Source organism: Ensifer sp. GW823-FHT05D09 (assembly GCF_058795755.1).
In genome coordinates this window covers 660,689-676,095 of the sequence record NZ_JBXAIA010000003.1, presented here as the reverse complement: position 1 = coordinate 676,095, position 15,407 = coordinate 660,689, and the positions used below count along the sequence as shown (strand labels likewise).

General features: G+C 62.8%; 22 protein-coding genes. 12 read left to right on the top strand and 10 right to left on the bottom strand.

Annotated elements, in window-relative coordinates:
• Positions 1-42: 42 nt before the first annotated feature.
• The 3 genes from AC1Q80_RS13610 to AC1Q80_RS13600 all read left to right on the top strand — a co-directional run bounded on the left by AC1Q80_RS13610 (position 43) and on the right by AC1Q80_RS13600 (position 2,454).
• Complete coding sequence (locus tag AC1Q80_RS13610; protein WP_077503294.1) at positions 43-237, top strand: NepR family anti-sigma factor; 195 nt, start codon at positions 43-45, stop codon at positions 235-237.
• Positions 238-245: 8 nt separating this feature from the next.
• A complete protein-coding gene (locus AC1Q80_RS13605) occupies positions 246-800 on the top strand; it encodes an RNA polymerase sigma factor (RefSeq protein ID WP_077503295.1) in 555 nt (184 codons plus the stop codon).
• A gap of 145 nt (positions 801-945) precedes the next feature.
• Positions 946-2,454, top strand: coding sequence for a sensor histidine kinase (locus AC1Q80_RS13600; protein ID WP_492360733.1), 1,509 nt, complete (start codon positions 946-948; stop codon positions 2,452-2,454).
• Here the strand turns inward: AC1Q80_RS13600 and AC1Q80_RS13595 are convergent.
• From AC1Q80_RS13595 to hemP, 7 genes are all read right to left on the bottom strand, one after another.
• Positions 2,451-2,873: a hypothetical protein gene (locus AC1Q80_RS13595; protein WP_209791053.1), complete on the bottom strand. Its 423-nt coding sequence runs from the start codon at positions 2,871-2,873 to the stop codon at positions 2,451-2,453. The genes AC1Q80_RS13600 and AC1Q80_RS13595 overlap by 4 nt on opposite strands.
• A gap of 82 nt (positions 2,874-2,955) precedes the next feature.
• Positions 2,956-3,324: an ElaB/YgaM/YqjD family protein gene (locus tag AC1Q80_RS13590; protein WP_492360732.1), complete on the bottom strand. Its 369-nt coding sequence runs from the start codon at positions 3,322-3,324 to the stop codon at positions 2,956-2,958.
• Positions 3,325-3,489: 165 nt separating this feature from the next.
• Positions 3,490-4,281 (bottom strand): heme ABC transporter ATP-binding protein, encoded by a 792-nt coding sequence (locus AC1Q80_RS13585; protein WP_492360731.1) that lies wholly within the window; start codon positions 4,279-4,281, stop codon positions 3,490-3,492.
• A gap of 9 nt (positions 4,282-4,290) precedes the next feature.
• Positions 4,291-5,415, bottom strand: a complete 1,125-nt coding sequence (locus AC1Q80_RS13580; RefSeq protein ID WP_492360730.1) for a FecCD family ABC transporter permease — start codon at positions 5,413-5,415, stop codon at positions 4,291-4,293.
• A complete protein-coding gene (locus tag AC1Q80_RS13575) occupies positions 5,402-6,352 on the bottom strand; it encodes a heme/hemin ABC transporter substrate-binding protein (RefSeq protein WP_492360729.1) in 951 nt (316 codons plus the stop codon). Before AC1Q80_RS13575 ends, AC1Q80_RS13580 begins: the two co-directional genes overlap by 14 nt.
• A 10-nt stretch (positions 6,353-6,362) precedes the next feature.
• On the bottom strand, positions 6,363-7,424 hold the full coding sequence (locus AC1Q80_RS13570) for a hemin-degrading factor (protein WP_173423935.1): 1,062 nt from the start codon (positions 7,422-7,424) through the stop codon (positions 6,363-6,365).
• A gap of 10 nt (positions 7,425-7,434) precedes the next feature.
• Entirely contained in the window at positions 7,435-7,662 is a 228-nt protein-coding gene (gene hemP / locus AC1Q80_RS13565) for a hemin uptake protein HemP (protein WP_210264675.1), read from the bottom strand.
• A 167-nt stretch (positions 7,663-7,829) separates the two neighbouring features.
• On the opposite strand from hemP, the gene AC1Q80_RS13560 reads away from it, so the two are divergent.
• The 5 genes from AC1Q80_RS13560 to hmuQ all read left to right on the top strand — a co-directional run bounded on the left by AC1Q80_RS13560 (position 7,830) and on the right by hmuQ (position 10,522).
• The gene (locus AC1Q80_RS13560; RefSeq protein WP_492360801.1) at positions 7,830-8,264 is read left to right on the top strand and encodes a hypothetical protein; all 435 of its coding nucleotides are present in this window, start codon (positions 7,830-7,832) and stop codon (positions 8,262-8,264) included.
• Positions 8,265-8,326: 62 nt separating this feature from the next.
• Positions 8,327-9,244: an energy transducer TonB family protein gene (locus AC1Q80_RS13555; protein ID WP_209791046.1), complete on the top strand. Its 918-nt coding sequence runs from the start codon at positions 8,327-8,329 to the stop codon at positions 9,242-9,244.
• 206 nt (positions 9,245-9,450) lie between these two features.
• On the top strand, positions 9,451-9,861 hold the full coding sequence (locus tag AC1Q80_RS13550; protein ID WP_492360728.1) for a DUF2325 domain-containing protein: 411 nt from the start codon (positions 9,451-9,453) through the stop codon (positions 9,859-9,861).
• A gap of 66 nt (positions 9,862-9,927) precedes the next feature.
• The gene (locus tag AC1Q80_RS13545) at positions 9,928-10,197 is read left to right on the top strand and encodes a hypothetical protein (protein WP_492360727.1); all 270 of its coding nucleotides are present in this window, start codon (positions 9,928-9,930) and stop codon (positions 10,195-10,197) included.
• A gap of 10 nt (positions 10,198-10,207) precedes the next feature.
• Positions 10,208-10,522 carry a heme-degrading protein HmuQ gene (gene hmuQ, locus AC1Q80_RS13540; protein ID WP_209791045.1) on the top strand — a complete coding sequence of 105 codons (315 nt, stop codon included), beginning with the start codon at positions 10,208-10,210 and terminating at the stop codon, positions 10,520-10,522.
• Positions 10,523-10,551: 29 nt separating this feature from the next.
• Here hmuQ and AC1Q80_RS13535 read toward each other — a convergent pair whose 3' ends face one another.
• Positions 10,552-10,920 (bottom strand): DUF423 domain-containing protein, encoded by a 369-nt coding sequence (locus tag AC1Q80_RS13535; protein WP_492360726.1) that lies wholly within the window; start codon positions 10,918-10,920, stop codon positions 10,552-10,554.
• Between the two features lie 7 nt (positions 10,921-10,927).
• Entirely contained in the window at positions 10,928-11,320 is a 393-nt protein-coding gene (locus AC1Q80_RS13530; RefSeq protein WP_492360725.1) for a globin domain-containing protein, read from the bottom strand.
• Positions 11,321-11,460: 140 nt separating this feature from the next.
• Between AC1Q80_RS13530 and AC1Q80_RS13525 the strand changes: the two genes are divergently transcribed.
• The 4 genes from AC1Q80_RS13525 to AC1Q80_RS13510 all read left to right on the top strand — a co-directional run bounded on the left by AC1Q80_RS13525 (position 11,461) and on the right by AC1Q80_RS13510 (position 14,350).
• Positions 11,461-12,021, top strand: coding sequence for a TetR/AcrR family transcriptional regulator (locus AC1Q80_RS13525; RefSeq protein ID WP_492360724.1), 561 nt, complete (start codon positions 11,461-11,463; stop codon positions 12,019-12,021).
• A gap of 17 nt (positions 12,022-12,038) precedes the next feature.
• Positions 12,039-12,380, top strand: coding sequence for a DMT family transporter (locus tag AC1Q80_RS13520; protein ID WP_173423944.1), 342 nt, complete (start codon positions 12,039-12,041; stop codon positions 12,378-12,380).
• Between the two features lie 135 nt (positions 12,381-12,515).
• The gene (locus AC1Q80_RS13515) at positions 12,516-13,301 is read left to right on the top strand and encodes a ThuA domain-containing protein (RefSeq protein WP_492360723.1); all 786 of its coding nucleotides are present in this window, start codon (positions 12,516-12,518) and stop codon (positions 13,299-13,301) included.
• Positions 13,302-13,306: 5 nt separating this feature from the next.
• Positions 13,307-14,350: a Gfo/Idh/MocA family protein gene (locus tag AC1Q80_RS13510; RefSeq protein ID WP_173423946.1), complete on the top strand. Its 1,044-nt coding sequence runs from the start codon at positions 13,307-13,309 to the stop codon at positions 14,348-14,350.
• A 7-nt stretch (positions 14,351-14,357) separates the two neighbouring features.
• On the opposite strand, the gene AC1Q80_RS13505 is transcribed toward AC1Q80_RS13510, so the two are convergent.
• Positions 14,358-15,374, bottom strand: coding sequence for a LacI family DNA-binding transcriptional regulator (locus AC1Q80_RS13505; RefSeq protein WP_492360722.1), 1,017 nt, complete (start codon positions 15,372-15,374; stop codon positions 14,358-14,360).
• Between the last annotated feature and the right edge of the window lie 33 nt (positions 15,375-15,407).

The following is a 15,407-nucleotide window of genomic DNA, read 5'->3' as shown; positions in this document are numbered from 1 at the left end:
GCGTTAAGGCGGTAATGAACACCACAAGGCGACAGATTGACAATGAAGTATAAAACAGGGGCGGGGCGCACTTCCGGTACGACCTCATGGACCGAAGACCCAAACGCACAGATCGCAGCCAAGCTGAAGGCGCTCTATCAGTCCGTTCAGGAAGAAGCGATACCCTCGCGTTTTCTAGATCTTCTGGAGAAACTCGATGCGGCCGAGCAGCAGTCGGTTCTGCAGGGTAGGGAGTGAGCGCCGGAATGTCGTCGGAAAAGAATGATTTCAAGCGAGAGATGCTCGCCGCCCTGCCGAGCCTTCGCGCTTTTGCCATGTCCCTCATCGGTCGCCATGACCGGGCGGATGATCTTGTCCAGGACACGATCATGAAGGCCTGGGCCAAGCAGGACCATTTCCAGATGGGCACGAACATGAAGGCCTGGCTGTTCACCATCCTGCGCAACGAACTCTATAGCCAGATGCGCAAGCGCGGACGAGAAGTCCAGGACAGCGACGGCCATTTCACCGAGTCGCTCGCCCACCATCCGGAACAGTATGGTTCGCTGGACCTGCAGGATTTCCGTCGGGCACTGGAAACACTGCCCCCGGATCAGCGCGAGGCGATCATTCTCGTCGGAGCGTCGGGTTTCTCCTACGAGGAGGCGGCGACGATCTGCGGTTGCGCGCTCGGCACCATCAAGAGCCGGGTCAATCGCGCCCGCCAGCGCCTTCAGGATATCCTCCAGGTTCAGGGCGAAAACGACTACGGTCCGGACGAAACGTCCGCTCCCATCACCTCTCGGGCATTCGTTTCCTGATTCGAAAGCTTTTTTGGCCGCCAGAGCGTTGCAAATCGAGAGCAGCCCTGCTTTCACTGGCGGCCTGAATGCCTCCGCATAGGAGCGCCGTGCGTCGATGGCAATTGGCGCCGTGGCCGAGGCGGCAGTTTGGAGTTGAGGCCGGATGCGCGAAAAACGAGAAGAAAACACCGCCTCACCGGAGACATCGCTGCTCGACGCGCCCGAACGTCTGCGTGTGCTGCACGCGACAGTGCCGGATATGGCCGTCCCCGATACGGATTTCGACGGCATTACCGAAATCGCCGCCCGCCTCTTCGATGCGCCGATCGCGCTCGTCAGCCTGCTTGACCGCGAGTGGCAATGGTTCAAATCCGCTGTCGGCACGTCGGAGCCGCGGGCGTCATCGGAAGATTCGTTCTGCGTACACGCGGCCGCGGATTCCGGAGGCGCCGGCCTCGTCGTTCTCGACGCTTCAGCCGATCTGCGGTTCCGCAGCCGACCGCTTGTCGCCGGTGCGCCGTTCCTGCGCTTTTACGCCGGTGCGCCGATCATCCTCGATGGCCAGCCGGTCGGCACGGTCTGCGTGCTCGACGTTGCCGTGCGCAGCGAGGTTGCGCCGCGTCTGATGGAACAGTTGCGCCGGCTTGCCGGCCTTGCCGCTGCCCTGTTCAAGCTCAAGGATGAAGCGCGTCGTCGTGCCATCAAGGAGGCAGCACTTTCGCGCGAGGAACAGCGTCACGCCATGGCGCTGGAGGCGGCCAACATTGGCAGCTGGCTCTGGGATGTCCGCTCCGGCGTGATCGCCGGCAACAGCGCCTTGATGCGCATGTTCGGATTGCCGACTGATCGTTCGTTCGGCGCAAGAGAAGTGTTCGGTGCCATCCATCCTGACGACCGCGGAGCCACCTTCGCCAAGCTTCGTCAGGCGATGAAGGCGGATGAGGAATATGACGGCATGTTCCGGATCGGCGACACAGGCCGGTGGCTGCTTGGCCGTGGGCGGGTGCATGATCGGGACGCCAAGGGAAACCCGCTGACCTTCATCGGCGTCACGATTGATGTCACCGACCAGCAGGCGTCGGTCCAGCGGACGCGGCTTTTGCTCAAGGAACTCAATCACCGGGTCAAGAATACCCTGGCGATGCTGCAGTCTCTCGCCCGCCAGACGCTGCGCCAGACCAGCGACCCGGCCGAATTCATGACCGCCTTTGCCGGTCGGCTTCAGGCGATCTCCGAGGCGCACGGGCTGTTATCGGATCACGAGTGGGGCACGATCCGGCTTGCGGACCTGATCTCCAAGCAATTGATGCCGCATGTCAGCGTCTATGCGGATCAGATCGAACTGCACAAGGATGAGGTGCTGCTTGGGCCGGATCAGGCGGTCGGCCTCGGGCTTGTGCTGCACGAATTGGCGACCAACGCGGTGAAGTACGGCTCGCTGTCGGTGCCGAATGGCAAGGTGGTGCTGACGGCGCGCAACGTCGTGGAGGAAGGCGAGGCGGTGTTGCACCTGACGTGGACTGAGGTCGGCGGACCGCCGGTGCGCGAACCGAAACGTCGAGGCTTCGGCTCCATACTGATAGAGCGCAGCCTCGACAAGGTTCTCGGCAGTTCGGTGAAGGTGGAATACATGGCGGCCGGCGTGACCGCCCTGATCCGCGTGCCGCTCTAGGAATCCCTGCGTTTCTTGCCGGTGCCGAGCAGGGCGCCGATGGCCAGTGCGGTGCCGACAGCAACGAGCGGATTCTTGCGCAGAATGCTTGTCGCAGCCAGGATCGTCAAATTGGTCTTCACCATCGAACGCCGGCGGCGTTCTTCTGCCAGGCGCCTATCCCGGCCCTCCAGGGCAATCATGACGATGATCACGATAAGAGCCGTGAGAATGAGGGCTGCTGCAATCGACGCGGCGGCGATGACAGGCGAATAGGTGGCGCTGAGATAGAGCGCGACCGCGATCAGTGCGAAGACGTAGGCGGTGACAAGCAGCACGGCGACGACAGCGCAGAGCGCGGCGTTGCGCTTGAAACGGGATGCGGTGGCGCCGATGTCGGCGGCCAGCAAGGCGGACAGGGCAGCCCCAAGTGGACCCATGCGCTTCTACTCCTGAAAGACGTCAAAACGGGTGGGACGCTTGCGGCGTTCCCACCCTGTTGCGTGGTGGCCTCACGCTCGTCTAGCGCCGCAGGAGGGCGGCTGCGACCAGGCCGATCAGCGCTGCTGTGCCGAGCGTTGCGAAGGGGTGCTCGCGGACCGCATTGCGCAGCTGTTTTTCCGTGCCGGCGTAACGGCTACGCAGGTCACCCAGCAATTCCTCGCCGGTTGCAAGCAGATCCTGAAGGCCGGCTTCGGCCTGTTCGCGCGCATCGTGCGCCTTGCTGCGCGCCTGTTTCGACGCATCGGCGCCGCGATCGGCAAGCAGTGCCGCCAGCGCTGCCATATCGCTTCGCAGTTCGCTGAGCTGATCTTCGATGGAAATGTCCGTAAGCGCACCGTTGCGCTTGCTCGACCGTGAACTGGAACCTGAGAAGAGGCCTGAAGCCATGATTGGTCTCCTTTTCGCTGCAACGCCGGCCAAGGTCGACCGGCGTGATCTGCTCGAACCGGCATGCGCGCTCATCACCGCGGCCGGCCTTTCACGGAGAACAACGCACGAGTGCGCAAATTGTTTCGATAAATCTTGAAGTTGGCGCGATTTGCAGAGGGGCGGTCAGAGCGTCGCCGTCTGCGGCAACACGAAGGGCACTCCGGCGGCCGGCATGGCGCTGACCTGCATGCGGCAACCGAACACCGCCTCCATCGTCTCGTCCGTCAGCACATCGCCTGGCGCACCGCTTGCCCGGATCACGCCGGACTTCATCATGATCATCCGGTCGGCGAACATCGCCGTCAGGTTGAGGTCATGCATGACGGCGATGACACCGCCGCCCTGTTCACAAAACCGGCGCGCCAGCTGCATGATGGTCAGCTGATGGCGGATGTCGAGGCTCGAAACCGGCTCGTCGAGCAGCAGGTAACGGGGCTCACCATCGGCGACCGGGTTGGAAATCTGACAAAGGACGCGCGCCAGCTGCACCCGCTGCTGCTCGCCGCCGGAAAGCTCCTGATAGAAGCGGCCAGCAAAGCCGCCGAGATCGACAGATTCGAGCGCGTCGGCTGCAATGCGGTCATTGGCCTTGGTATCGGCGTTCGCACCCGCGGTCAGGCCCAAACGCACCACTTCGCGGACCGTGAAGGGAAACGAAATCACGGTCGATTGCGGCAGCACGCCGCGTTTCAGCGCCAGCTCCCAGGGTTTCAGGCCCTTGAGATCGCGGCCGTTGATGCTGACCGAACCGCTTTCCGGCGCCAATTCGCCGGAGATCGCCTTCAGCGTCGTCGTCTTGCCGCAGCCGTTCGGCCCGACGATTGCGGTCAACGCCCCCGGTGCGGCCTCAAGCGAAATGCCGTGGATGACTTGGCGACCGCCCAAACGGACAGAAAGGTTCGATACGGTGATCATGGTCTCGTCTCACAGCCCCATGGTCGTGCGACCGCGCAGCAGGATCCACAGGAAGAACGGTGCACCGATGAAGGCGGTGACGATGCCGATCGGCAGCTCGGCGGGTGACGCGATTGTGCGGGCGATCATGTCGGCCAGGATCAGCAAGGTTCCGCCGAGCAGCGCCGATGCCGGGATGAGATAGCGGTGATCCGGGCCGATGACCAGCCGCAGGAGATGCGGCACGACGATGCCGACAAAGCCGATGCCGCCGCTGACGGCGACCGACGCGCCCGTTGCCGCGGCAACGCTGACGATGGCGATGTTCTTCATGCGCTGCACCGGGATGCCCATATGGAAGGCGGCGGCTTCGCCGAGCGTAATCGCGTTGAGGCCGCGTGCCAGGAAGGGCGTGACGGTGAGCGACAGGAGAATGATGGGGGCAGCCGCGGCGATCTTCGTCCAATTGGCGCCGGCAAGCGAGCCGAGACCCCAGAAGGTGACATCGCGCAGTTGCTTGTCATCGGCCATGAAGATCAGCACGCCGGTGAAGGCGCCGGTGAGCGCGCCGAGCGCGATACCGGCGAGAAGCAGCGTCGCAACCGATGTCTGCCCGCCGCGCGTGGCAATCCGGTAGAGCAGGAGCGTGGTCACGAGGCCGCCGACGAAGGCAGCGATCGGCAGGGCGTAAAAACCAAAGAGCGCGAATAGTGGGCCGAACACCGCCGAACCGAGCACGATCAGGAGGACGGCGCCGAGGCTCGCGCCGGAGGAAACGCCGACGAGGCCGGGATCGGCCAGCGGGTTGCGAAACAGCCCTTGCATGACCACGCCGGAGACGGCGAGCGACGCACCGACGAGCATGCCGAGCACGGCGCGCGGCAGCCGGATGTCAAGAATGATGATGCGATCGCGAACGCTCAGGACCTGGTCCGCCTCGTTTGCGCCGAAGAGCCAGCGCACGACATTGGATAGCGACGCATCGGCAGCGCCGGTCATGATCGAGCTGATGAAGGTGGCGGCTGCAAAGAGGACGAGCAGTACGATAACGACCCGCGCCAGTCGCGCACGATTGCCGGACCGCCATTCGGCCCGAATATCGGCAGCAAAGGCGGTCAGGCGCATGCCGCGGTCCAATGCCTCACTGCGAGGCATTGGCCTTCTTCCCGTAGATTGCAGCATTGAGGTCGCGGATGGCGCTTGCCGTGCGCGGGCCGAAGCCGAGCAGATGCAGGCCGTCCATGCGGATCAGCGCCTGTGTCTTGGCGGCGGGCGTCAGGCTCAGCGACGGCAAGGCGAAAAGTTCGGCCGCCTTGGCGCTGTGCTCGCCGCCGCGATCCATCATCAGGATGACGTCGGGCTTGGCCTCGATGATCGCCTCGTCGGTCAGAGCCTTGTAGCCCGGAAACTGGCCGGCAGCATTGATCGCGCCCGAGAGCTCGATGATGCCGTTGGCAGCCGTGCCGGTGCCCGAAGCCATGATCTTGCCGCCCTGGGTGCTGAGTACGAAAAGAACGCGCTTGCGCTCTCCTTCCGGGCGCTTGGCACCATCGGCAATCGCCGCAGCAAGGTCGGTTTCCACCGACTTTGCGAGCGCTTCGGCCTTGTCGGGCACATTGAGGAAGGTGCCGACCGAGCGGATCTTTGCAGGGATGCTGTCCTTGTCGAAGGTTTCCGGCACGCTGGCAAAGGCGATATTGGCCTCCTTCAGGATGGCAAGCGCTTCCGGCGGGCCGCTGCCTTCGACGGCGACGATCGCGGTCGGGTTAACCGCGATGATGCCTTCAGGGGCGAGCTGACGCATGTAGCCGACGTCGGGCAGCTTGGTCGCAGCTTCCGGATAGGTGCTGGTCGAGTCCCGGCCGACGAGGCGACCCTCCTCGCCAAGTGCGTAGATGATCTCGGTGATCGCGCCGCCGACCGAAACGACGCGCGAGACGTCCGGCTTCTCGATGCTTTCCGCCATCGCCGGTCGGATGAACGACGGCGCCCCCGGCGCCACGGCGGGCAGCAGGAAAGGAGCGGAAACCGCGAAGGCGGCCAAAGCCAGCTCCCAGCGGCGAAGGCGGCGGAAGTCGAGACCCTTGATCATCACGCTGTCCTTAAGCTGCGACGGTGGTGTCGAGGCGCGCCAGGCCCTCGGCGATATCGCGCCACTCGGGGCGCTCGGCAAAACCTTCCTTACGCTTGCCGAAGAACTGGATGATCATCTCGCCCTTGGCGTCCAACGCCTCGATCGAGGTGACGTGACCATCGGCAGTCGGTTTGCGCACGGCCCAAAGCTCGGCAATGTGGTCGGTGCGCAGGTGAAGGTGGAAGGTCGGATCCATGACGTTGAGCCAAGGGCCCATCGGGGCAATCTTGGCGATCGGGCCGGAATGGATCTGGATCATGCCGCGGTTGCCGACGAAGCACATGATCGGCAACTCGATCTCGGCGCTGGCGCGCATCATCGTTTCGACACTCGACGGGTCGAGGCGCCAGGCGAAGTCGTCGCCGATGTGCTGCAGGGCCTGGCGGCGGCCGATCTTCAGCTTGCGCAAGAGGCCATGGAACTGATGCGTGTCAGTCATCTTGGCCCAGCGGTCACGCAGTTCGGTAACGTCGACGACGTTTTCCGGCTTGTCGTCGCCAGCCGGCGTGCTGGTGTCGGCAACAAAGGTCTGCGCCTGGTCGTCGAGGCGGAAGTCTTCGACGATCTTGTCGTAGGCGGCGACGTTCGACGCCGGGCGCAGGTGCAGCTTGTGCACGGCATTGCCCCACTTGTCGAAGAACTGCAGGCTCTTGCGCGCTTCGCCGCTGTCGTCGGTCTTGGTCACGGCGAAGGCATGCGCCCAGGCGCTCGGGAAGACGCGCAGGTCGATCTGCTCGCCAAGAACGATGCTCGCCATCTCGCCCGTCGTGATTTTTTCAAAGACGCCGATCTTTTCGTGAACGGCGCTCTCGTTGCGGGTTAGCGCCATGACCTCGCCGAGCTCCTCGGCGCGCAGAAGGAAACGGTTGGCATCCGCGTCGATGCGCACCGCGGTCAAACCACATTCGGCGGCCACGAGCGCTGCTTCCGAAACGCCGAGCTGAGCCGCGATGTCGCGCTCGCGCATTTTCGGGTTCTCGGCGCGGTAGGCGCGGATTTCGGACGGGGTGGGACGGAGGCTCTCGGTCATTGTCATTCGCCTATTTGTTCAGGATCAGTTTGCCTTGGCGGGTGATCTTCATGCGGTAGATCGCGCCGTCGTGGGAAATGAGGATCTCGTTTTCGCCGCGAAACAGGTCGCGGCTTTCGACGACCCGCTGGACACGCTGCGCGGATGCCGCAGGTTGCGAAAGTCGCGCATAATCAGTGTCATCAGCTGTCACGGTTCGGTCGTCTCTAGATGGCGGGCCGCGGCGTTTTTCCCGCATTTCCTGCCGCGCAATTCGTTTACTATCTTGACTTCATTACTCATATTTCTTTATGGACGCAATACCGGATCGCCACACTCAAGTTAGATGCTTCACGCTTGTGGACAGATGGCGACGACTTCAACGCTCCGTGGCCCGGAGCGCCGTTCGCGAGTGGTATTAGAATGATGCACCTTTCCCGTATGATTGCTCCCGTGGCCCTCGCATTTGCGCTTGCAGCAGGTGGCGCTGCAGCACAGGAGGCGGCACTCGCCGGCGCGCTCAATATCGAGCTGAACGAGGTTGCGCCGTCGCAGAAAGGCTGCAAGCTCACTTTCGTCGCCGGAAACGCTTTCGTGCAGGACCTGAGCAAGGTTTCCTTCGAATTCGTGATTTTCGATCAGAAGGGTCTGGTCGAGCGCATGGCGGTGCTCGATTTCCGCGACCTGCCTGCCGGCAAGACCAAGGTTCGCCAGTTCGATCTGCCCGGCACCAATTGCGAGGCGGTCAAGAGCCTGCTGATCAATGACGCACCTGCCTGCGTCGGCGAGGGCGTTCAGGGCGACGCTTGCATGAAGGCACTCAAGACTGGCTCGAAGTCGCCGGTCGAACTCAAGGGCTGATGTCCGGTTTTTACATTGAGTACTGCGTTTGCGTCGCGGTTCGCGGCGGAGGTTAGGCTAAGATGAAGCATACCATCAAATGGATCGGCGCGATCGCCTTCTCGCTCGTAGCGCATGCCAGCGGTGCGATGTATCTCGCCTCGTCGGCGCCGCAAGACGAGCCGGCCTTCGTGATGGGCGGCGTGGCGACCGAAGTCGCCCTTCTCGGCGATGCCTTTGATGAAACGCTGCAGGCCGGCGATCCATCCGAAATCGTCGAGCCGACCGAAGACACGCCCGACGAGCTGAAGCCCGAGGAAATCGAGCCGGTCGAAGAGTTGACGTCGACGACGCCGGAGATCGTCGCCGAGCAGCCGCATGACCTGGTGGCAACGGAAGCCGACGTCATTCTTCCGGCGGAACAGGTTCCCACCTTGCAGGTCGCCGAAGCTGTGGTCACGGCCAGCGTAGCGCCGGTCGAGACCGTCGTGCCGGAGGAAAAGCCAGAGATCGTGGAGCCGAAGAAGGAGAAGGTTGAAAAACCCGAACCGAAGAAGGATCCGGTCAAAAAGAAGAAGGTCACCCGCAAAAAGTCGGGCGACAAGGGCGAGCAGGCACAGAGCCAGGTCAAAGGCAAAGCCGACGGTCTGGAGAATGCCAAGTCCGCCACGGCATCCGGGCAAGGCAAGGTTTCGTCGGCCGAGGGCAATGCCTCCTTTGACAACTACAAGGGCAAGGTGCGCACCAAGGTCAACAGGAAGCATCGCTATCCCTCCCAGGCCAGGCGCCAGGGCATAGCCGGCACTGCAACCGTAAGCTTTGTCGTGTCGGCGGACGGCGGGCTGTCCGGCCTTCGCTTGGCAGGAAGTTCCGGCTCGCCGATTCTCGACCAGGCGGCCCTCGATACGGTACGCCGTGCGGCACCGTTCCCACCGATCCCGGCCGATGCCGGTCGCAGCAGCTGGACCTTCAGTTTGCCGATCGCCTACAATCCGGGCTGAAGCCAGCGATTGACGCCGGGCGAGGTCAGCCGAGATGTCCCGGCGGCCTCTCGAAATATATGATTACAAAACTCATGTTTATACTTTACTCTGAATATCAAGTTTAATAAGTTGCCGCCGTGACGCAACCGAACGGTGTGTGTCGATCCCGATGCGATCGGTTGCCATGAGGGTAGCTGACGCAGCAATGAGGCGGAGAAGATTGCATGCGCGGCAAGCGTCACCACAATGCGGCCAAGAGCGGCAAGGGTCGTTCCGGTTCCGAACGGGTCGAGGCCCGCGAAGAGGTCGCCAAGACGACACTCGAAGGCCGCAGCTTCCTCTATGTCGGCGGGCGCGACTGCCAGGTCGCCCATCTGCGCGAAATCGCCAGCTCTTTCGGTGCGGAGTTGCTGCATCACGATGGCGGCCTGCGCGAGGCAGTATCGCGCATCGACCGCGTCCTTCCTTCCGTCGACTGTGTCTTCTGCCCGATCGATTGCATCAGCCACGATGCGTGTCTTCGCGTGAAGACCGGTTGCAAGAAGTGGGGCAAGGCCTTCGTGCCGCTGCGCAACGGCTCGAAGTCGAGCCTCGAGCGGGCGCTGCACGACCTTACCAACAGCCGCAACGACTAGAACCACCCAAAAACATGACGCGCGGCGATGGCGAGTGGCTGCCCGCGCGCCTGGAGATTTTTCGACATGATTGAAGACCGACAGGACAAGTGCATGATGATCGGCCTGCACAAGTTGGCAGCGCAAAATGGCGATGGGCTCGTGCCCGAACTCTATGAATTGCCGACGCGGCGCTCCCGCATGCTCGAAGAAAACCCGAATGTCACCGAGTTCCCGTCCTGGGAAACGCGCCGGCCGGGCCGGGATCCCTTTGGGCTTGCAGAGCCACAGGAGGCCACTATTGTTGCCTTCCCGAGAGCCGCCAACGAGCCGGCTCGCAAGAAAGACAGCGCATAAGAGGCAGGCCATGTTCTACGCAATGAACCGTTTTCGTATCGCCATCGGCCAGGAAGAGGCTTTCGAAGCCATCTGGAAGGGCCGCGATTCAAGCCTTGCCGAAATGCCGGGCTTCCTCTCGTTTCATCTTCTGAGGGGCGAAAGCGTGCCGGAGGAGGGGTATACGCTCTTCGTGTCGAATTCGACCTGGAAGGACAAGGATGCCTTCTCGGCCTGGACGAAGTCGGAGAATTTCCGGGCCGCCCACAAGAACGCAGGCGACAACCGGTCGATGTATCTAGGGCCCCCGAAGTTCGAGGGTTTTTCCGTCGTCGAAGGCGCCTGATCCCAGCCGCTGCGAATGGCTTTCAAGAGTTACGGCGCCTTCTTTGGAAGGAAGGCGCCGAGCGAAACGGCAAGCCAGCCGGCCATGATCGTCGTACCGCCGAGCGGCGCCGACATCGGAAACAGGCCCTGTCCCGTCATGTGGCGCATGGCGAGGTCGGCTGAAAACAGCGCCGTTCCAAAAGCGATCAGCAAGGCTGCGACGGGTGCGGTGCGAAAGCTCGGCCAGGCCGCGTAAAGCGCGACAAGGGCAGGGGCGTGTGCGAGGCACATGGCCGAGATCCCGGCAAGCAGCCTTGGGTCGGGTCCATGCGATGCGGCGGCGGCGCTGACCACTCCGGCAATCCCCATCAATCCGGCGACAAACAGTGTCGTTGCGCGCAATCCACGTGTCGGCATGGTAAGGTCATTCCTTGTTCTGCATGTGCAAGGCGAGGCGGGTGATCGGATCGAGGATGATCTGCCGCAGCTTCGGGTGCTCCACCGTATCTTCTAGTGCGCGGGTGAAGCAGAGCAGCCATTCGTCCCGCTCCTGCGGCCCGATCTCGGCCACGAAATGCCGGCGCCGCAGCATCGGATGGCCACGTTTTTCCACATAGATCGGCGGCCCGCCGAGCCAGCCGGTCAGATACTCGTAGAATTTTTCCTCGCTGCCCGACAGGTCAGGCGGATGAACCGCGCGACAACGTGCGGCTTCCGGAAGCGTATCCATCAGTTCGTAGAAACGATGGGTCAGCGCACGCACCGTTGGGTCGCCGCCGATCGCGTCATAGAGGGTCGTCGTTTCCTGATCTGCCATCGCCGCTTCCTTCGTGCCTTTGTCCTAGCCCGCCAGGACCTGACGGACAACGGCTTTCCGCCTCTTGTTTTTGCGGCGTTTCGGCGCGGGATTGTCGCGGCGATCTTGACAAACCGTCCAGACGGTATCTTTATATCGTCATGACAGACGCCCATCGCCGCAAGAAGCAACCCGAACAGGTCCGCCAGCAATTGCTGGAGGTCGCCGCGCGCCTGTCGCATGAGCAGGGGGTGGCAGGCATCACGCTGGATGCGGTGTCGCATGCGGCCGGCGTCAGCAAGGGTGGGCTGCTGCATCATTTCCCCAACAAATCGGCGCTGCTTGATGGATTGTTCGACGATCTCGTCGCGCGTTTCGATGCGGCGATCGAAAAGGCGATGGCCGCGGATCCGGCGGCGCAGGGGCGTTTTACCCGCGCCTATGTCGATGTCTGCTCGACGCTCGACCCCGATGCGGACGTGCCCGGCTGGCGGATGCTGACGATCGCGATGATTGCCGAGCCGAACCTGAAGGTCCGCTGGCGCGAATGGGTCAATCGCCGCTCTCAGGAGTTCGCGGAAACCGACGCCTCGCCACACTGCGTGCTCGCCCGGTTTGCGGCAGATGGCCTCTGGCTCGCCGACCTGATGCAGAGCCATGACCTTGATGCCGCGGCACGCCTCGCGCTGGCCGACAATCTCAAAGCGCTTTCGACGCGATAGGTCGGAGGGAGACCAAAATGAACCCCGCCATGCTCTATGCCGTCCTGGTCGTTGCGATCGTCTTCGAGGTGCTCGGCACCTCGGCGATGCAGGCCGCACAGCATTTTACCCGGCTGGTGCCGACGGTGACGATGGTCGTCTGTTACGCCATCGCCTTCTTCTTCCTGTCCTACACGCTGCGCTATATTCCTGTTGGTATCGCCTACGCGGTATGGAGCGGTCTCGGCATCGTCTTGATTTCACTCGTCGGATACTTTGCTTTTGGCCAGAAGCTGGATCTTGCCGCCGTGATCGGGCTCGGGCTCATCATCTGCGGCGTCATCGTGCTCAACGTCTTCTCCAAGTCCACGTTCCACTGAAAATCTCGCTGCCGACATCCGGCCGCTGACATCAGGCAGGGCAAAAAGCGCTTGCAAAGGCGTTGACGCATGACTAGTTCTACAAATTGAAACCGCTTTCAATTTTAACAGCTGCGCATAAACGGGAGTTTGCCGATGCCAATCCGGACAGTCGTGTGGGGCGAAAACATCCATGAGCAGACCAATGAGGTCGTAAGAAGCATCTATCCCAACGGGATGCACAACACGATCGCGGCGGCGCTGAACACCGACGTTTCGATCGAGGCGACGACAGCGACGCTGCAGGAGCCGGAACATGGCCTGACCGAGGCGCGACTCGCTGCGACCGATGTGCTTCTGTGGTGGGGGCACAAGGATCATGGTGCGGTCAGCGACGAGGTGGTCGAGCGCGTCGCCAAGCGCGTCTGGGAAGGCATGGGCCTGATCGTTCTGCATTCCGGTCATTTCTCGAAAATCTTCAAGCGGCTGATGGGCACGCCTTGCGCGCTCAAATGGCGCGAGGCCGGCGAGCGTGAACGCGTCTGGGCGATCAATCCGCGCCACCCGATTGCCGAGGGCATCGGCGAGAATTTTGTCCTCGAAAACGAAGAGATGTATGGCGAGCAGTTTTCCGTGCCGGAGCCGCTTGAGACGGTGTTCATCTCGTGGTTTGCCGGCGGCGAAGTGTTTCGTTCGGGTCTCACCTGGCGCCGCGGTGCCGGCAACATCTTCTATTTCCGTCCGGGCCACGAGACCTACCCGACCTACCATGACGGCAATGTCCAGAAGGTGCTCCGCAACTCGGTCAAGTGGGCCTACAACGCCGACAACCGCTACACCGCGATCCACGAGGCGCCGAACGTGCCGGTGGAAAATGCGCTGGAGCCGATCGTCGAGCGTGGGCCCAAGCTGCATGAGGCCGGCGAAGCCGGCTACAGGTGATCGCTATGCGTCTTCTTGTTGTTGGAACCGGCGGCATGGCCAACAGCCATGCCGAAGCCTTCGCCGGGATCGAAGGCGTAGACATGGTGGGGGCGGTCGACGTCGACCCCAAGCGCGCCAAGGACTTTGCCGAGAGACACGGCATCGCCAACACCTTCACATCGCTCGACGAGGCGATCGCCTGGGGCAAGTTCGATGCGGCGACGAACGTGACGCCGGACAAGGCGCACCACCCGACGACGTTGGCATTGCTTGCTGCCGGCAAGCATGTGCTGTGCGAAAAGCCGCTCGCGGAAAATTACGCCAAGGCCGCGGAAATGGCCGATGCGGCGGAGCGATCTGGCCTCGTCACCATGGTCAACCTGACCTATCGCAATGTCGCGCCGCTGCAGAAGGCGAGGGCGATGGTGCTGGCCGGCGATGTTGGCAGGCTGCGCCACCTCGAAGCTTCCTATCTGCAGAGCTGGCTCGTCTCCAAGGCCTGGGGCGACTGGGCGACGGAATCGCAGTGGCTCTGGCGGCTGTCGACCAAACACGGTTCGAACGGTGTTCTGGGCGATGTCGGCATCCATATCCTCGATTTTGCCGGTTATGGCGCCGGCACCGACGCCGAGCGGATTTTTGCGCGGCTGAAGACCTTCGACAAGGCGCCGGAAAACCGCATCGGCGAGTATGATCTCGACGCCAATGACAGCTTTGTCATGACCGCCGAGTTCGGCAACGGTGCCATGGGCGTGATCCATGCCAGCCGCTGGGCGACCGGCCACCTCAACGAGTTGCGGCTTCGGCTGCACGGGGACAAGGGCGCTCTCGAAGTGGTGCATACGCCGGATGGCTCGACGCTTCGTGCCTGCCTCGGTACGGATGTCGAAACGGCGACCTGGCGCGATGTCGATGCCGGCACGGTGCCGACCAACTACGAGCGCTTTGCCGCCGCGGTTAAGGACGCCAAGACGGTTGAGCCGGGCTTCCGCCATGCCGCGAACCTGCAGAAGGTGCTGGACCTGGCGCTGGAGACTGAAGCCGAAAGGCGCGAACTCTCGGTTTGACAGCGCTTCAGTTCGGAGGCGGTGCGGTGGAACTGCGCATGACCAGCTCCACCGGCCAGACCTGGCACAGATCGGCCGCTGGCGTGCCCTGAAGAAGGTCCAGAGCCATCTCGGCGATCCGCGTTCCCGCAGCGCGGATCGATGAGCGCGTGGTGGTGAGCGTCGGGATCAGGTTCTCGGGGCTCAGATACGGAAAGACGTCATCGTGGGCGATCAGGGAGATGTGTTCGCCGACAGTCATTCCGGCGCTGCGGATGGCCCGCATCGCGCCGAGCGCCGACATCATCGAGCCGGCCAAGACGGCCGTCGGCCGGTTTTCCTGTGCCAAGAACCCCTGCATCAGGCGAAAACCCATCTCGTCGGTGAAGTCGCCATTGCCGAGCAGGTTGGGATCGATATCGATGCCGCGCGCGCCGAGGGCTGCCGCATAACCGTCCTGTCGATGCTCGGTGAAGGTATAGCCGCGATGGCCGTTGACCAGCGCGATGCGGCGGTGGCCGAGAGCGGTCAAAAGATCGGTCGCCTGGCGGATCGCGCCGAAATTGTCGATGTCGAGAAAGGCGAAATTGCCTGCGGTCCCGGTTCGCCCATGCAGGACGAAAGGCAGCCGCAGCTCGGTCAGCAGGGCGATGCGCGGATCGTCGACCGCGGGTGAATGCAGGATGACCGCATCGACGCGCTTGCTGGCGGCAAGCCGGCGGTAGGTTGCAAGCTCCGCTTCCCGTGTGTCGACGGTGGAAAGCAGGATATCGACATCAGCCTGCTGCAGCCGGCTGCCGAGTCCGCCCATGAACTCGCTGGTGTGCGGGCCGAAATCGCCGCCGCCGCGAAAGACGATGCCGATGGTGCCGACGCGTCCGGTCGCAAGCCCGAGCGCGCTGGTGTTCGGCCGATAGCCGAGTTCGGCTGCCGCCTTCAGCACCCGTTCGCGCGTCGTCTTCTTGACTTCCGGATAACCGCTGAGCGCACGGCTGACCGTCGTTTGCGACAGCCCCAGCTGGCCTGCGAACTCCTTGAGATTCATTTCATTTTCCCGTTGCCCGATAAAGCATAGCCT

Coding starts and splice junctions, on each gene's coding strand:
- AC1Q80_RS13555 (WP_209791046.1), top strand. CDS start 8,327: ATGAAGCATACCATCAAATGGATCGGCGCGATCGCCTTCTCGCTCGTA.
- AC1Q80_RS13545 (WP_492360727.1), top strand. CDS start 9,928: ATGATTGAAGACCGACAGGACAAGTGCATGATGATCGGCCTGCACAAG.
- AC1Q80_RS13535 (WP_492360726.1), bottom strand. CDS start 10,920: ATGCCGACACGTGGATTGCGCGCAACGACACTGTTTGTCGCCGGATTG.
- AC1Q80_RS13575 (WP_492360729.1), bottom strand. CDS start 6,352: ATGATCAAGGGTCTCGACTTCCGCCGCCTTCGCCGCTGGGAGCTGGCT.
- AC1Q80_RS13550 (WP_492360728.1), top strand. CDS start 9,451: ATGCGCGGCAAGCGTCACCACAATGCGGCCAAGAGCGGCAAGGGTCGT.
- AC1Q80_RS13580 (WP_492360730.1), bottom strand. CDS start 5,415: ATGCCTCGCAGTGAGGCATTGGACCGCGGCATGCGCCTGACCGCCTTT.
- AC1Q80_RS13505 (WP_492360722.1), bottom strand. CDS start 15,374: ATGAATCTCAAGGAGTTCGCAGGCCAGCTGGGGCTGTCGCAAACGACG.
- AC1Q80_RS13570 (WP_173423935.1), bottom strand. CDS start 7,424: ATGACCGAGAGCCTCCGTCCCACCCCGTCCGAAATCCGCGCCTACCGC.
- AC1Q80_RS13510 (WP_173423946.1), top strand. CDS start 13,307: ATGCGTCTTCTTGTTGTTGGAACCGGCGGCATGGCCAACAGCCATGCC.
- AC1Q80_RS13595 (WP_209791053.1), bottom strand. CDS start 2,873: ATGGGTCCACTTGGGGCTGCCCTGTCCGCCTTGCTGGCCGCCGACATC.
- AC1Q80_RS13530 (WP_492360725.1), bottom strand. CDS start 11,320: ATGGCAGATCAGGAAACGACGACCCTCTATGACGCGATCGGCGGCGAC.
- AC1Q80_RS13585 (WP_492360731.1), bottom strand. CDS start 4,281: ATGATCACCGTATCGAACCTTTCTGTCCGTTTGGGCGGTCGCCAAGTC.
- hmuQ (WP_209791045.1), top strand. CDS start 10,208: ATGTTCTACGCAATGAACCGTTTTCGTATCGCCATCGGCCAGGAAGAG.
- AC1Q80_RS13610 (WP_077503294.1), top strand. CDS start 43: ATGAAGTATAAAACAGGGGCGGGGCGCACTTCCGGTACGACCTCATGG.
- AC1Q80_RS13590 (WP_492360732.1), bottom strand. CDS start 3,324: ATGGCTTCAGGCCTCTTCTCAGGTTCCAGTTCACGGTCGAGCAAGCGC.
- AC1Q80_RS13515 (WP_492360723.1), top strand. CDS start 12,516: ATGCCAATCCGGACAGTCGTGTGGGGCGAAAACATCCATGAGCAGACC.
- AC1Q80_RS13520 (WP_173423944.1), top strand. CDS start 12,039: ATGAACCCCGCCATGCTCTATGCCGTCCTGGTCGTTGCGATCGTCTTC.
- AC1Q80_RS13560 (WP_492360801.1), top strand. CDS start 7,830: ATGCACCTTTCCCGTATGATTGCTCCCGTGGCCCTCGCATTTGCGCTT.
- AC1Q80_RS13525 (WP_492360724.1), top strand. CDS start 11,461: ATGACAGACGCCCATCGCCGCAAGAAGCAACCCGAACAGGTCCGCCAG.
- hemP (WP_210264675.1), bottom strand. CDS start 7,662: ATGCGGGAAAAACGCCGCGGCCCGCCATCTAGAGACGACCGAACCGTG.
- AC1Q80_RS13605 (WP_077503295.1), top strand. CDS start 246: ATGTCGTCGGAAAAGAATGATTTCAAGCGAGAGATGCTCGCCGCCCTG.
- AC1Q80_RS13600 (WP_492360733.1), top strand. CDS start 946: ATGCGCGAAAAACGAGAAGAAAACACCGCCTCACCGGAGACATCGCTG.